The sequence below is a fragment of the Pseudidiomarina xizangensis genome, from assembly GCF_052541995.1.
In genome coordinates this window covers 934,428-950,143 of sequence record NZ_JBOBQA010000001.1, presented here as the reverse complement: position 1 = coordinate 950,143, position 15,716 = coordinate 934,428, and the positions used below count along the sequence as shown (strand labels likewise).

Sequence of the window (15,716 nt, the reverse complement as noted above, 5' to 3'; positions counted from 1 at the left end):
TAGAATTGCGGAAAGCAGACCACTTTTTTACAGAACTAAGCTACCATACACGTGCGCTCAGCAAGACAGGAAACTAGAATGAGAAGAGCAGTGATAACCGGTATCGGCATCGTGTCGAGCATCGGCGTGAACCAGAAGGAAGTACTTGAATCGCTCAAAGCGGGGCGTTCAGGTATTGAATATTCACAAGAATTTGCCGATATGGGCTTGCGCTGTCAGGTCTGGGGACCGGTCCGCGCGAATCCACAAGACCACATTGATCGCAAAGCTTTGCGTTTCATGGGTGACTCTGCGGCTTATGCTTACATGGCAATGGCCCAGGCGGTCGAAGATGCTGGACTGGATGAGTCGGAAGTTTCCAATCATCGCACCGGCTTAGTTGTCGGCTCAGGTGGGGCATCGGGCGAGCATCAAGTTGCTGCTGCGGATATCTTGCGGGAAAAAGGTGTGAAACGTGTAGGTCCTTACATGGTCCCACGTTGCATGGCTTCAACGACCTCCGCATGTTTGGCGACGCCATTTAAGATTAAGGGGGTGAACTATTCAATTAGTTCAGCCTGTGCAACCTCAGCCCATTGTATTGGTCATGCCGTTGAGCTGATCCAACTCGGTAAACAAGATCGTGTGTTTGCCGGTGGTGGTGAAGAGCTGCACTGGACCCTCGGCATGGAGTTTGATGCTATGGGTGCACTGAGCACTAAGTACAACGATGATCCAAGTAAAGCGTCGCGCACCTATGATACTGGTCGTGATGGTTTTGTCCCGGCTGGTGGTGGCGGTATCGTGGTGGTTGAAGAACTCGAAACTGCTTTGGCGCGGGGCGCAAAAATTTACGGTGAAATTATCGGATACGGCGCAACATCTGACGGCTATGACATGGTTGCACCATCAGGTGAGGGTGCAGTACGCTGCATGCAGATGGCTATGGCAACCGTCGATACTCCGGTCGATTACCTCAATACGCACGGTACCAGTACACCGGTTGGTGATACCAAGGAACTGGAAGCCATTCGTGAAGTATTTCCTGAGCAAACACCAATGATCAGTGCGACCAAAGCGATGACCGGTCACTCACTAGGCGCGGCCGGAGTGCATGAAGCGATTTATTCATTGCTGATGCTCGAGCATGGTTTCGTTGCACCATCGATCAACGTTGAAAACCTTGATCCAGGTGCTGAGGGCATGCACATCATTACTGAAATGAAGCCTATTGAATTGACGACGGTAATGTCGAATAGTTTCGGTTTCGGTGGTACCAATGCCACTCTAGTAATGCGTAAATACAAGTAAAGCAGAGACTTTGCAGAGTTAATTTACGTTATTAAATAAGCTTGAAAAGGTGCGCTACGGCGCACCTTTTTGTATGCTTAACTTTTAAGTTTCAGCCTGTGGATATCATGCACTTACTTGCAGATGCAAATTTACCAGAACTCGACACTTTAGTAGCCGCGGTCGCGCGGCAAAACCCTGAAGCGATAAGCTTAGAGTATTTTAATGGGCGAGAGCCGAGTGCAGAGCAGTTAAGGCGTGCTGAAGTGATGTTTATTCGTTCGGTAACTCAGGTAAATAAAGCGTTATTGCAGCAGACGCCGAGGCTGCAATGGCTAGGCAGTGCAACTATTGGCACGGATCATGTCGACCAGGAAGCGATCGTTGCTGCGGGAGTGACCTTTCATAGCACTCCTGGAGTGAATGCCAATGCGGTCGGTGATTATGTCGCAAGCGCTATGGCTGCCCTGGCGCTAGAAAACCATGGATTACCAACTGGCGAAGTAGCAATCATTGGCGCTGGTAACACTGGGCGCGCCGCGGGGGAGCGCTTGAGTGGCCTCGGATTAGAGGTGCACTATTATGATCCGCCATTACTCGCAAATGGTAACTATCAAGTTCCAGTACATGATAACTGGCAACGGGTACTGAACTCTGATGTCATCAGCTGCCATGTTCCCCTACAACGACAAGGGCTTCATGCAACGCATCATCTTATTGGCGCTGATGATCTGAGCCAACTACGCCCGGGGACCGTGCTCATAAATGCCAGTCGCGGTCCCGTGGTTGCCGAGCAAGCACTGCTTGAACGATTAAAAACAGGGGCAAACCTGCAAGTGGTGCTCGATGTCTGGGAGCATGAACCGCAGATTTCCGGGGAACTGCTGGATTGGGTCAAATTGGCAACCCCCCATATTGCTGGACATAGTCTGGCCGGTAAGATCGGTGGCAGCTGGCAATTGCTGAACAAATGGTTGACGGATCAACAGCTCAGCTTAAAATTGCCATCATTGAATGAGTTACTGGCGCGTTACCCACAGGGGCAGATACACGTCGTTTCGATGGCTAACGAGCCGCACTGGCAAGATCTGGCGGACTGGATTTTGCGCTGTTACGATGTTCGCAACGATGATCAGATGCTGCGAGCGGCACCCTGTGACGCTGCGAGTTTTGATGCCTTACGCTCGAATTACGCCGTACGCGGCGAACTAAATCAGCTACACTTAAACGCAGGCCAATGGGCGGAACGTGGTGACTGGCAACAGCGACTCGCTCAACTTACATTTCAGATAGCAAACTAAAGGAGAAAGCATGTCTCGAGCATTCAACGTTGCGGTATTAGGTGCGACCGGATTGGTGGGTCAGCACATGATCGAATTATTGGAGTCCCGAAAATTTCCAGTGGCTGACTTGTTTCCACTGGCAAGTAGCCGTTCCGCGGGGTCTACGATTAAATTTCGCGGCGAAGAAATTGAAGTGCTCGATGCTGACACCTTTGATTGGACGCAAGTTGAATTAGGATTTTTCTCCGCTGGTGGAAACATTTCACGACTATATGCTCCGCGCGCCGCCGAGGCGGGCTGTATTGTCATCGATAACACCTCGGAATTCCGGTACGAGGAAGATGTTCCTTTGGTGGTGCCAGAGGTCAATGCGCACGCACTGGCTGATTTTCGTAACCGCAATATTATTGCTAACCCGAACTGTTCAACAATTCAAATGTTGGTGGCGCTGAAACCTATTTACGACGCGGTTGGTATTGATCGAATTAATGTTGCGACCTATCAGTCAGTGTCTGGAGCTGGTAAAGAAGCTATGGATGCATTGGCGCAACAGACTGCACAACTGATGAACGGCCGGCCGTTAGAAAGTGACTATTTCTCCCGTCAGATTGCTTTTAATTGTATACCGCAAATTGACGTATTCATGGACAATGACTACACCAAAGAAGAGATGAAAATGGTGTGGGAGACACAAAAAATCTTTGCTGACCCGGCAATACGGGTGAATGCGACAGCGGTTCGTGTGCCGGTATTCTACGGTCATGCCGAGGCGGTACACATTGAAACCCAACAGCCACTTGATGCCGAACAAGCAAAAGAGTTACTTCGTCAGGCTCCGGGCGTGGTGCTGTTTGATGCGAACGATGATTACCCAACACAAGTGAGCCATGCTACCGGACATGACGAAGTTTTCGTTGGCCGAGTGCGGAATGATATTTCGCACCCGCAAGGTCTCAATTTATGGGTGGTTGCAGATAATGTGCGAAAAGGTGCGGCAACGAACAGCATTCAAATTGCCGAACATTTGATAAACGACTATATTTAAATAAGCTTTTGATTTCATTCGAATCGGATAATAACAGCTAAAAGGGATGGAAACGCGATGGCACGAATTATTTTAGCTGCGGTTATGGCAGCACTTGTTGCATTTTCGGCTGCTACTATGGCGCAGCAGAGCTCGCGCGCCTCACGCTGGCAGCCGGAACAATTCGGGCCCATCGTTCAGACTGACACGATGTGGAGTATCGCGACCTATTACGGTCGTCAACGTGGCGTTAGCGTCTATGAAATGATGGACGTTATCGTGGCGGCGAACCCTCGTGCATTTAGAGATAATCGTCCTGACTTTATGCTAACCGGCTTTTATCTAGAAATTCCCGATATTGGTACCTTAGCGCAAACCAATAACACCCCAAAAGCTGTAGTGCCGACATCTCCTGAGACTGCTGCAACGAAGCCAGCCGAAGCAACCGACTTGCCGCCAGCCACTGATGCCGGTAGCGGCGAAGAAGTCTCAATAAACACCACACAAGTTGAATCAGAAATTGCGATTTCAGTGTCTGAGATGGAAGCGCTGCGTGGTCAGTTATCTGAATCAATCAATTTAATTGAGAGTTTGCAGACTGAAAACACGGATTTACAACAACGTTTGGAGGCTGTCACCAAAGAACTTACGGTACTGCGTCAGCTAGCCGCTGAAGAACAACGCGCTTCTGCCGAAATGGAGTCGATTGCGCAAGAAATTAACTCGCAAGGAGCTAACGAGCTGACAGCTGCTACGGTAGATGAACAGCCGAGTGAGAGTAACCCCGCGCTTGATACCACGACGGCCGAAGAGGCTAGCGCAGAACAAGAACCTACGACTGCAGTTGAGCAGCAAGATGCGGTGACAACGGTAACTGAACAACCGGCGGAAGATGTAAAACCAGCGGTGACACGTTCACGTAACAAGCAAACAAGTTGGTTGGACTGGCTGTTAAAACCTTTGCATCTCGGTGTCATAGCTTTGCTATTGGTCATCGTTTTAGGCGCTTTATGGTACTTCGCTTACGTACGTCGACTAGAACGCGAAATGGCGGCTGATCAAGTCGCTGATAACACTGACGAAAGTAGTAGTCGGACCGAAGCTGACGAAGATGGCAAGGTTGCAGCTGTTGCGCAGGAGCAAGAACAAAGTATCGCGCGAGATGGGCACGACCTTACCGCTGTCGATGATACTGCAGATGAAGACGCTACCGATGAATTGGTCAGAACGACCCGTGGCGAAATCGAGGATGAGGAGATTGATCGAACCAGCGAGCAATTTGCGGACGAGTCGACGGCTCCATCAGAGACGGATGACTTGCAGGAACAAGCGCCGGAGCCGATGACCGAGCAGGGCCAGGATGTTGAGGTCACTGATGTTGATTTGGATGCGTATTTACGTGAACAGGCTGATGACTCTGCAGCGGCTCGCGACGATGATGAAGCTCACGACGATGATGACGACCCAATGTCGAGAGAAGTCGATGCGTTGTTAGCATTTGAACCGAGTCTTGACGAGGATGAAAAGTCGGACGAGTCTGTCGATCCTGAAGAGGTGAGTGAGTATCGTGTTGTTGAGGAGCCGGAAGGTGACGAAGCAGAAATGGATTCGTTTGGCGGTCTGCGGTTAGACGACGATATGACGACGACGCCAGTGCCGGCGCAAGAAGATACTGAAACGGAAGATACTGAAGCCGAAGATACTGAAGCCGAAGAAAAAGGCAATGATGATAACAAGACAATCGCTGAGGACGATGACTACTTATCTATTGAAAGTCTAATGGATGAAGCAGATACCGAAGCAAGTGAAGAACACGAAGATCCTTACGATAAAGAAAAGATCAACGAAGCTTTGGCGGGTGAAGACATAGAAGATGTTGACTATGACCTGTCGACGGAAGCCATGCTAGATGAAAGTAAATCACCAGCAGCGCGTTTAGACCTGGCGCAAGTGTATATCGATATGGGCGAAGTCGAAGACGCGCGCAGTTTGCTTGAGAGCATTCAAGGCTGCGATGACGAAGAAGCAGAGCAAGAAGCTGCTGCACTACTGAAGAAACTAAGTGAACAGGGCGGGCGATGAGTAGTACGCGCTTTGCGCTGGGTATTGAATACAACGGTAGTAACTATTTTGGCTGGCAACGACAACGTGAAGTGACCGGAGTGCAAGAGGTTCTGGAACGAGCCTTAAGCAAGGTGGCTGATCATCCCGTTGACGTTGTTTGTGCTGGCCGCACCGATGCTGGTGTACATGCCACCGGGCAAGTTGTGCATTTCGACAGCCGCGAGGCGCGCAATGCTCCAGCATGGACCATGGGGGTGAACAGTAATCTACCAGCTGACGTTGCCGTACGTTGGGTACGTCAGGTTCCAGACAACTTCAGTGCCAGATTTAGCGCAACTGGACGACGTTATCGTTACATTATTTGTAATACCCGGTTACGCCCGGCGATATTAGGCCGCGGCGTGAGCCATTATCATTTTGATTTAGATGTCGCGCAGATGCATCAGGCTGCACAAGCATTGTTGGGTGAGCATGACTTCAGTGCATTTCGTGCAGCTCAATGCCAATCCCATTCCGCCAACCGTTGTATCACCCATATCCATGTAACTCGTCACGGCGATTATGTGGTGATCGATATTGGCGCCAACGCGTTCTTGCATCATATGGTGCGCAATATTGTTGGTAGCCTGCTGGAAGTTGGTAAGGGTGTGGAATCGTTAGAATGGCCAGCGCAGCTGTTGGCGCAACGTGATCGTACGCTGGCAGCCGCGACCGCTAAAGCGGAAGGTCTGTACTTAGTGCAGGTTGATTATCCGGCAGAATTCCAACTACCGAAGCTCACTGCTGGGCCACTTTGGCTACCTGAAAGCCCCCCGCTAGAGTGACTAATAAGACCACTTTTTACTGCAAGGTCAGCGCAGAATGTGCTTTAATACGGGGAGTTTAGGCAATTTGCCATTATCACCAATTGAGATGAATGAAACGATATGAGCTGGATTGAGCGAATTCTTGCAAAGCCAAAAAGCGGTAAACGTCGCAATATTCCTGAGGGAGTGTGGGCGAAATGCAGCAGTTGCGATGCCATCATCTACAGCGCAGATTTGGAGCGCAACCTGCATGTTTGTACCAAATGCGATCATCATATGCGGATGTCGGCGCGCCGTCGATTAGACAGTTTCTTAGATAGCGGCAGCGGCAGCGAAATCGGTGCAGAACTTGAGCCAAAAGACATTCTGAAGTTCCGTGATTCAAAAAAATACAAGGACCGCATTGCTGCAGCACAAAAGGCAACTGGTGAAAAAGATGCGTTAGTGGCGCAAAAAGGCAAATTGAAAGGCATGCCTGTGGTGGCTGTGGCATTTGAATTCGAATTCATGGGCGGATCGATGGCGTCTGTCGTTGGCGCGCGTTTTGTCAAAGCCGCAGAAGTTTGTTTACGGGAACGGATTCCATTGGTGTGCTTTTCTGCATCAGGTGGCGCTCGTATGCAGGAAGCTTTAATGTCACTGATGCAAATGGCGAAGACCTCAGCTGCGCTGGCGCGCATGAGTGAAGAGGGCTTACCTTATATTTCTGTGCTTACCGATCCTACCATGGGTGGCGTATCGGCAAGTTTAGCTATGCTAGGTGATGTTAATATCGCCGAACCGAAAGCGCTAATCGGCTTTGCCGGGCCGCGGGTTATCCAGCAAACCGTGCGAGAAACTTTACCTGAAGGGTTCCAGCGGGCCGAGTTTTTAGTCGATCATGGCGCAGTTGACATGATTGTTGATCGTCGTCAAATGCGCAATCGGATTGCAGCGCTGTTGGCGAAATTCCAGCACCACGCACCGTTGGCTGACGAATACTAAGCTAACGTATGAGCAAAACTCTACCAGCACCATCATCAACAGCCGGGCTCGATGCCTGGCTGTGTTATTTAGAGGCGCTCCATCCTAGTGCAATTGATCTTGGTCTGGAGCGTATAGCACAAGTCGCAAAGCGTTTAGGTATAGCTCCGATTAAAGCGCGGGTGATCACGGTGGCCGGTACCAATGGTAAAGGCTCCACAGTGCGTTACTTGGAGACTATTCTGCAAGCTGCCGGCTACGGCACTGGGGTGTACATTTCACCACACCTGCGGGTGTATGAAGAGCGTGTGCGCATTGATGGCAAGCAATTGCCTGCGACAATGCATGTGCAAGCGTTTCAGGCGGTGGAAGCAGTTCGGGGTAAAACCTCACTCACCTATTTCGAATTTGGCACGCTGGCAGCATTGTGGCTGATGCAGCAGCAAACATTAGATGTCTGGATCCTGGAAGTAGGACTGGGCGGACGGTTAGACGCGGTAAATTGTATCGATGCTGATGTTGGCGTGGTCACTTCCGTGGGCATTGACCACGTTGCTTTTCTTGGTTCAGATCGAACCGGTATCGCGCGCGAGAAGTCGGGTATCTTTCGACCCGGAAAAGCCGCAGTAATAGGTGAACCAGATTTTCCCGCAGAAGTTGTCGCTGAGCTCGCGGCAAAAGCGATTTACCCTAGCAGCGTCGGCACCGAATTTAATTATCGTCGCGCCGCCGATTTGCGGCACTGGCACTTCAGTAGTCCTTGCAGTCAACTACTTGACTTGCCAGTGCCGCAGTTACCGTTACCGAATGCGGCTACCGCGTTAATGGCGCTCGAGTTACTCGCTCTGCCGGTAACTGAACAGGCGATTCGAGAGGGATTAAGTGCGGCACGAGAAACTGGCCGACTAGAATTTAAGGCTGGGGATCCAGATTATTTATTGGATGTAGCGCATAATCCCCACGCTGCGGCTTTCCTTAGCGATTATTTGCAGCGACGTTTTCCTCAACGCCCGATTTATGCCGTGGTGGGCATGCTTAAGGATAAAGATATCCCGGGTACTTTGGCGGCCCTTGAGTCGGTCGTGAGTGCTTGGTATCTTGCTGATTTGGAAGAACAACGTGGAGCTTCCGCGGCGGAACTTGCGAGCGCATTGAACGGCGGATCAGGGCAACAACCCGTGGCGCAATTCACGAGCGTTACGCAAGCCTTTGCGGCCGCTTGTGAGGCCGCACGCGAATCCAGTGAGCAACCACTAGTATTGGTGTGCGGCTCGTTCTACACTGTGGCTAAAATCCCTGAAGCGGAGTAAGCATGGCATCGCAATTACAAAATCGAATTGTCGGCACTATTATTTTGGTCGCGTTAGCGGTAATTATTTTGCCTGAGTTATTGGACGGTAAACAGATCCGCCAGGAACAAGATTTTGAAGCCATGCCATTGCAGCCGGAAGCGGATGTGGTTGAACAACAAGTAACGCTGCCCGCCACGGAGCTTGAGGGGACAGCGATTAATGTTACTCCAGACGCTAACAGTGAGGTTACCCTTACCGCTGAAGATGCGCCGAACTTAGATGAAGCTGCGGTGGCTGCAAGGAGTGAGAGTCAGAATAGCACGACTAAAGCAGAAGCTGAGCCGACTCAGGAGTCGTTACAAGAACCGGGCTGGGTCATCCAACTTGGTGCGTTTAGTAACGCTGATTCAGTGGATAAACTGATGCAACAGCTACAAAATCAGGGCTTTGCTGCCTACCGTGAGACAACTCAGGTCAATGGCAAAACCTTGATCCGCTTATTGGTGGGTCCCGCACTTACGCAAGCCGAATTAGAACAGCAACTTCCAGAGCTAAAAAAACTCACTGGGCTGAATGGTAGAATCGTACGCTTCGAACCGTAAAGCTGAATAAAAAGTGACGTTTTTCTTACTGATTTCTGATAGACTTCGCGCGTCTTTAACAGCCTTAGGATAGCCCTCATGGTCTGGATTGATTATGCCATTTTAATTGTAATTTCGCTGTCGACACTAGTGAGTCTGGTGCGCGGTTTCGTTAAAGAAGCCATGTCGCTTGCGGTCTGGGTCGCTGCATTTTTTATTGCTAGTTGGTATTACCAAGATCTTGCCAGCTGGTTTACCCGTCTTGATGATCCTATGGTGCGGAACGCCGTCGCCGCGTTAGCTCTGTTCGTTAGTACCCTAATAGTTGGCGCCGTAGTGAATTACGTGCTGGGTCAACTGGTCCACAAAACTGGCCTGACTGGAACCGACCGTTTACTCGGTGGAATCTTTGGTGCGTTGCGTGGGGTATTAATCGTAAGTGCATTATTATTCTTTATGGATAGTTTTACCGCACTGGCAAGTATTGAATGGTGGCAACAATCGATGTTGATACCGCATTTCGGTATTTTTATTCAATGGTTTTTCGAATATTTTGAGCAAACTTCAAGTTTTCTCCCCAACTAAGCAAATGAGGTTGTCGTAGCATGTGTGGCATTGTGGGTATAGTGGGTAAAGATCCGGTCAATCAGGCCTTGTACGATAGCCTGACGATGTTACAGCATCGCGGCCAAGACGCTGCCGGTGTGATGACCGTGCATAACAATACATTGCGATTGCGCAAAGCCAATGGTTTGGTGCGCGATGTGTTTCGCACCCGGCACATGCACCGTTTAGCGGGTCGGGTCGGTATTGGTCATGTGCGTTACCCAACTGCCGGTAGTTCCAGCTCAGCTGAGGCGCAACCGTTCTACGTGAATTCGCCCTTTGGTATTGCCATGGCACACAACGGTAATCTGACCAATGCAGATGAATTGCAGGAGCAGCTGTTTGCCAAGGCGCGCCGACATATTAATACCACCTCAGATTCAGAGATTTTACTGAATATCTTTGCGCATGAGGTTTATCAGCAACAAAGCTTAAAACTTACACCTGACGATGTATTTGCCACCGTAAGCCGCGTGCATCGTCAAATCCGGGGCGCCTATGCGGTAGTCGCGATGATTATCGGCCACGGTATCGTAGCATTTCGCGATCCCTGGGGAATTCGACCTTTGGTGTTGGGCCAACGTGAGACAGCCAACGGCAATGAGTACATTGTTGCCTCGGAGAGCGTTGCGATTGATGGTACTGGTTTCAAATACATGCGTGACGTTGAGCCAGGTGAAGCGATTTACATTACTGACGATGGCGAGCTGTATTCGCGTCAATGTGCGGATAATCCCCAACATTGCCCGTGTATTTTCGAGTATGTTTATTTTGCCCGACCGGATTCCTTTATTGATAAAATTTCAGTTTATGCGACGCGCGTAAATATGGGGCGTAAGTTAGGCGAGAAAATGAAGCGTGACTATGCTGATCTGGACATCGATGTGGTGATTCCGATCCCAGAAACCAGTTGTGATATCGCATTGGAAATGGCAAACGTATTGGAACTGCCTTATCGTCAAGGTTTCGTAAAAAACCGTTACATTGGTCGAACCTTTATCATGCCAGGGCAAACGCTACGGCGGAAATCAGTGCGCCGTAAACTAAATGCGATAGGTGCTGAATTCCATGGTAAAAATGTGTTGTTGGTAGATGATTCTATCGTGCGTGGCACTACCTCAGAGCAAATTATTGAGATGGCCCGTGAGGCAGGTGCTAAAAAAGTTTATTTTGCCTCAGCAGCACCAGAGATTCGTTTTCCTAACGTTTACGGCATTGATATGCCAAGTGCGAATGAACTCATTGGGCACGGTCGTGAAGCCTCAGAAATCAATGCGTTAATTAAAGCGGATGGTTTGATCTACCAGGATCTGGAGGATTTGATTGCTGCGGTGCAGGAAGAAAATACCTCAATCACTCAATTTGAAACCTCGGTATTTAATGGTGAATACATCACCGGTGATATTAATCAGGGTTATCTGGATCGGTTGGATGCGGCGCGGAATGATATTGCGCGAAATAGTGAGGGTGACACGGAAGATGCGAATCTCGAAGTCCACAACGAAGACGACGAGGACTAAAGAGCGAGAGCGTTATTCGCTACCAGATACTGGATACCAGAGGAAAAAGCCCGCGTTTGCGGGCTTTTTTGATTAGTCGATTTGGAATGGATAGACTGAGCCGAGTTTTAGGATTTGGGTGAGCTCGTCAAGCGCCGAACGTGATTCCATTAAGAGCTGTGGATCGCGCAGGTCGTCAACACTTAGCTCGTCGCGATAGTGTTTGTCGACCCACTTATTCAATCTGTCGAATAAGCTATCATTCATAATCACCGCCGGATTCACTGCGGCAAGCTCATCATCATTAAGCGCGACACGCAGGCGCAGACATGCTGGGCCACCACCATTACGCATACTCTGTTTTACATCAAAGTAATGAACGCGCTTGATTGGCGTGTCACGTTGCACCAACTCTTCTAAGTAGGCAGCAACTCTTGGATTTTCCTGACATTCAGTCGGCGCGATGATGGCCATGGTGCCGTCCGGCATCGTTAATAGTTGGGTATTAAATAGGTAGGTCTGTACCGCATCGGCAACCGCGACTTCACTGGTTTTCACGCAAATAAAATGCACTTTTTCGTCGCCGAACTTTTGTTGAATTTCAGCAAGCTTTGCTTCGGTATTGAGAAAGGCTTGTTCATGGAAGAACAAGACATTTTTGTTGCCGACGGCGATGACGTCGTTGTGAAACACGCCTTGATCGATGACCTCAGGATTCTGCTGAATGTAGACGGTAGTCTCATCAGTTAACCCATGCAGACGCGCAATTGCCTGTGACGCTTCAAAGGTTTGTCGCGCCGGAAATTTTGTCGGCGCTGGTTTGCTGCTGTCGAAGGCATAACGGCCAAAGGTGAAGATCTCAACCCCAGCATGACCGTAATTACTGCTTAAGCGAGTATGGTTTGCGGCGCCTTCGTCACCGAAGTGCTCATTGTCAGGCAAATGCAGGTGATGATCGAAATAACGTGAATTGGCAAACATCGCTTGTAAAATACGACCGCTGGTCATGGGTTCCAGTGAGCGGTGAAATTTATTGGTCAGGTTTGCCGGGGTAAAATGGACTTTGCCATTAGCGGTATCAGCCCCGGGTGAAACCGTGGCGGCATTGGCTGTCCACATGCTCGAAGCAGAGCATACCGCCTGATAAATTTGCGGTGCTTGAGTTGCTGCTTGGTGCAGAACTTCACCATCATTGCCGGTGAAGCCAAGACGCCGTAAGGTGTTGATATCCGGACGTTCATGGGGAGCAAAGACGCCTTGCACCATGCCCATATCGTGTAAGGCCTTCATTTTGGCCAGACCTTGCTTGGCAGCTGAACGAGGGCTCGAAGCCGCTTTAGCGTTGGAGAGCGATGCCACGTTACCAAAGGATAATCCTGCGTAATTGTGGGTTGGGCCGACTAAACCATCGAAGTTCACTTCAAAATGTTGAGCGCTCACTAATTCCTCCATTGCAGTTGCAAGCAAGTTAACAAGCGCTATTATACGCACATGTGGGCGCTTGTGTAAGTAGTGATGTTGCCCAACGCCGCGCCATTCGAGGTGATCCGAGAAGTACTTGCATGGCTATAAGCAATTAACGAATTTTTATGAATTTTGCACAGCATGGTTGTTTCGTCTGTGTATAAACGATATATCTAAAAAAGAATCCCATCATACTAGGTTGCAAAAAGACGCATGGCAAAATCGCTAGTTATTGTCGAGTCGCCAGCCAAGGCGAAGACCATTAATAAATATTTAGGGAACGATTTCGTAGTGAAATCGAGCGTCGGCCACGTGCGCGATCTTCCGACACGTGCGACGGCGGAGGTGGCAAAGAAGTCACCCGCGGAAGTACGTAAGATGTCACCAGAGAAAAAAGAAGCCTATCGGCAGCAACGTGAATTTCGCAAATTAGTCGTGCGTATGGGCGTCGACCCTGAACACGGTTGGGACGCGCACTATGAAGTGTTGCCCGGCAAAGAGAAAGTGGTAAACGAATTGCAGAAGCTCGCCAGTAAGGCCGATGCCATTTACCTCGCAACGGATTTGGACCGCGAAGGGGAAGCTATTGCCTGGCATTTACGCGAACTTATTGGAGGTGACAGCGATCGTTTTCGGCGCGTGGTATTTAATGAGATTACCAAAAATGCTATTCAGGAGGCATTTTCTCAGCCCGCGTATTTAAATATTGATCGCGTGAATGCGCAGCAGACTCGGCGCTTTCTCGACCGTGTCGTTGGTTTCATGGTCTCACCATTGTTGTGGAAGAAGATCGCCCGTGGGCTCTCTGCGGGGCGCGTGCAGTCGGTTGCAGTACGCTTAGTCGTTGAGCGCGAGCGTGACATCAAAGCGTTCGTGCCAGAAGAGTATTGGGATATTTACGCTGATTTGAATACTGCGCAAAAACAAGATTTGCGGGTACAGCTAGCGAAACATTTAGGTAAAACCTTTAAAGCGACGGATAGAGAGCAGGCGCAAAAAGCTGTTGCAGCGCTGCAGCGAGCAGAATTTAAAGTTCTTGAGCGGGAAGATAAGCCGACCAGTAGTCGACCTTCAGCACCGTTTATTACCTCGACGTTACAACAGGCGGCGAGCACCCGACTGGGGTATGGCGTTAAGAAAACCATGATGTTAGCGCAGCGCTTGTACGAGGCAGGTCACATTACCTACATGCGTACGGACTCGACCAACCTAAGTGGCGAGGCAGTTGCCAGTTGCCGTGATTTTATTACTAAGCAGTTTGGTAAAGAGTACTTGCCGGAAAAGCCAAACGTTTATGGCGCGAAACAAAATGCCCAAGAAGCACATGAGGCTATTCGCCCGTCGAGTGTAAAGATAAAGTCGGAACAACTGAAAGATATGGAGCGCGACGCGCAACGGTTATACGAGCTGATTTGGCGGCAATTTGTGTCTTGCCAAATGACACCTGCACGTTACGATGCCACAACCATTACCGTCGGTGCCGGTGACTATGAATTGAAAGCTCGTGGGCGCGTTATGCGCTTTGCGGGTTGGACCAAAGTGCAACCGCCAGCAAGTTCGAAAAGTGCTGAAGATGCTACGTTACCAGACGTGAAAAAAGGTGAGGCATTGGCGTTGCAAGAGCTGGACCCGCAGCAACACTTTACTAAACCGCCGGCGCGCTTCAGCGAAGCTTCACTGGTTAAAGAGTTGGAGAAACGAGGTATTGGCCGACCTTCGACCTATGCATCGATCATCTCGACCATTCAAGACCGTGGTTATGTGCGCGTCGAAAGCCGCCGTTTTTATGCCGAGAAAATGGGCGAGATTGTTAATGACCGCCTGGTGCAAAACTTCTCACGTCTGCTGAACTACAACTTCACAGCAGAGATGGAACAAGCGCTAGATGATATCGCTGAGGGTAAGCGCGATTGGAAAGAAACACTGGATGCTTTCTACGCCGAGTTCTCGAAGAAATTAGAACAAGCGGAAATGCCGCCAGAAGAAGGCGGCATGCGTGGCAACGAGATGGTGCTCACGGATATTGACTGCCCGAAATGCGGTCGAAAAATGGGAATTCGTACCGCATCAACGGGGGTATTTCTTGGTTGTTCAGGGTACGAGTTACCTGCTAAAGAACGCTGTACCCAAACCATTAATTTATTGTCCGGCGAAGAAGCGGTTAAAGTTAGTGATGACGAAGAAGCGGAAACCGAAGCCTTACGGGCGAAAAAACGCTGCGCTGAATGCGGTACGGCAATGGACAGCTACCTCATTGATAAAGAGCGCAAGCTGCATGTTTGCGGTAACAACCCAGCATGCCCGGGACAGTTGGTGGAAGTTGGCGAGTTCAGAATTAAAGGCTACGACGGACCGGTGCTTGAATGTGACCGTTGTGGTAGCGATATGCAGCTGAAAACCGGTCGCTTTGGTAAGTATTTCGATTGCAGTAATGATGACTGCAAGAATACCCGGAAGTTATTGAAAAGTGGCCAGCCAGCGCCACCGAAAGAAGATCCAGTACCCTTTCCGGAATTGCCATGTGAAGACTCCAACGCCTACTTTGTGCTGCGTGATGGCGCATCGGGCGTGTTCTTGTCTGCTAATACCTTCCCTAAATCTCGTGAGACTCGAGCGGTGAAGGTTGCTGAACTTAAACGGTTTAAAGATCGTATCCCGAAGAAGTTTTACTATCTGGCCGATGCTCCTACCGAGGATAGTGCAGGTAACCAAGCCATTGTGCGCTATAGTAGAAAACAGAAAGAACAGTACGTGATCACCGAAGAAAACGGGAAACCGACAGGTTGGCAAGCCTATTACCGTGATGGTGAGTGGGTTGAAAAGGAAACCAAAAAACGTAAGAAATAATTCGTTCAAAGTTGCGTC

The 15,716-nt window shown here is 49.8% G+C and carries 12 protein-coding genes; 11 read left to right on the top strand and 1 reads right to left on the bottom strand.

Annotated elements, in window-relative coordinates; translation table 11 throughout:
* Positions 1–78: 78 nt before the first annotated feature.
* The 10 genes from fabB to purF all read left to right on the top strand — a co-directional run bounded on the left by fabB (position 79) and on the right by purF (position 11,408).
* Positions 79–1,290 carry a beta-ketoacyl-ACP synthase I gene (fabB, locus tag ACQ5ES_RS04620; protein WP_445014770.1) on the top strand — a complete coding sequence of 404 codons (1,212 nt, stop codon included), beginning with the start codon at positions 79–81 and terminating at the stop codon, positions 1,288–1,290.
* A 107-nt stretch (positions 1,291–1,397) separates the two neighbouring features.
* Positions 1,398–2,570 carry a 4-phosphoerythronate dehydrogenase gene (locus ACQ5ES_RS04615; protein ID WP_445014769.1) on the top strand — a complete coding sequence of 391 codons (1,173 nt, stop codon included), beginning with the start codon at positions 1,398–1,400 and terminating at the stop codon, positions 2,568–2,570.
* Positions 2,571–2,580: 10 nt separating this feature from the next.
* Positions 2,581–3,597, top strand: a complete 1,017-nt coding sequence (locus tag ACQ5ES_RS04610; protein ID WP_445014768.1) for an aspartate-semialdehyde dehydrogenase — start codon at positions 2,581–2,583, stop codon at positions 3,595–3,597.
* 57 nt (positions 3,598–3,654) lie between these two features.
* Complete coding sequence (locus ACQ5ES_RS04605) at positions 3,655–5,658, top strand: FimV/HubP family polar landmark protein (RefSeq protein ID WP_445014767.1); 2,004 nt, start codon at positions 3,655–3,657, stop codon at positions 5,656–5,658.
* Positions 5,655–6,464: a tRNA pseudouridine(38-40) synthase TruA gene (gene truA / locus ACQ5ES_RS04600; protein ID WP_445014766.1), complete on the top strand. Its 810-nt coding sequence runs from the start codon at positions 5,655–5,657 to the stop codon at positions 6,462–6,464. The genes ACQ5ES_RS04605 and truA overlap by 4 nt, the downstream gene beginning before the upstream one ends.
* 102 nt (positions 6,465–6,566) lie before the next feature.
* Positions 6,567–7,430 (top strand): acetyl-CoA carboxylase, carboxyltransferase subunit beta, encoded by an 864-nt coding sequence (gene accD, locus ACQ5ES_RS04595; protein ID WP_445014765.1) that lies wholly within the window; start codon positions 6,567–6,569, stop codon positions 7,428–7,430.
* A gap of 8 nt (positions 7,431–7,438) precedes the next feature.
* The gene (gene folC, locus ACQ5ES_RS04590; protein ID WP_445014764.1) at positions 7,439–8,719 is read left to right on the top strand and encodes a bifunctional tetrahydrofolate synthase/dihydrofolate synthase; all 1,281 of its coding nucleotides are present in this window, start codon (positions 7,439–7,441) and stop codon (positions 8,717–8,719) included.
* Between the two features lie 2 nt (positions 8,720–8,721).
* The gene (locus tag ACQ5ES_RS04585; protein WP_445014763.1) at positions 8,722–9,303 is read left to right on the top strand and encodes an SPOR domain-containing protein; all 582 of its coding nucleotides are present in this window, start codon (positions 8,722–8,724) and stop codon (positions 9,301–9,303) included.
* Between the two features lie 78 nt (positions 9,304–9,381).
* A complete protein-coding gene (locus tag ACQ5ES_RS04580; protein WP_445014762.1) occupies positions 9,382–9,867 on the top strand; it encodes a CvpA family protein in 486 nt (161 codons plus the stop codon).
* A gap of 20 nt (positions 9,868–9,887) precedes the next feature.
* Entirely contained in the window at positions 9,888–11,408 is a 1,521-nt protein-coding gene (gene purF / locus ACQ5ES_RS04575; protein WP_445014761.1) for an amidophosphoribosyltransferase, read from the top strand.
* 72 nt (positions 11,409–11,480) lie between these two features.
* On the opposite strand, the gene astB is transcribed toward purF, so the two are convergent.
* The gene (gene astB, locus ACQ5ES_RS04570; RefSeq protein ID WP_445014760.1) at positions 11,481–12,839 is read right to left on the bottom strand and encodes an N-succinylarginine dihydrolase; all 1,359 of its coding nucleotides are present in this window, start codon (positions 12,837–12,839) and stop codon (positions 11,481–11,483) included.
* 225 nt (positions 12,840–13,064) lie between these two features.
* On the opposite strand from astB, the gene topA reads away from it, so the two are divergent.
* Complete coding sequence (gene topA, locus ACQ5ES_RS04565; protein ID WP_445014759.1) at positions 13,065–15,698, top strand: type I DNA topoisomerase; 2,634 nt, start codon at positions 13,065–13,067, stop codon at positions 15,696–15,698.
* Positions 15,699–15,716 lie beyond the last annotated feature (18 nt).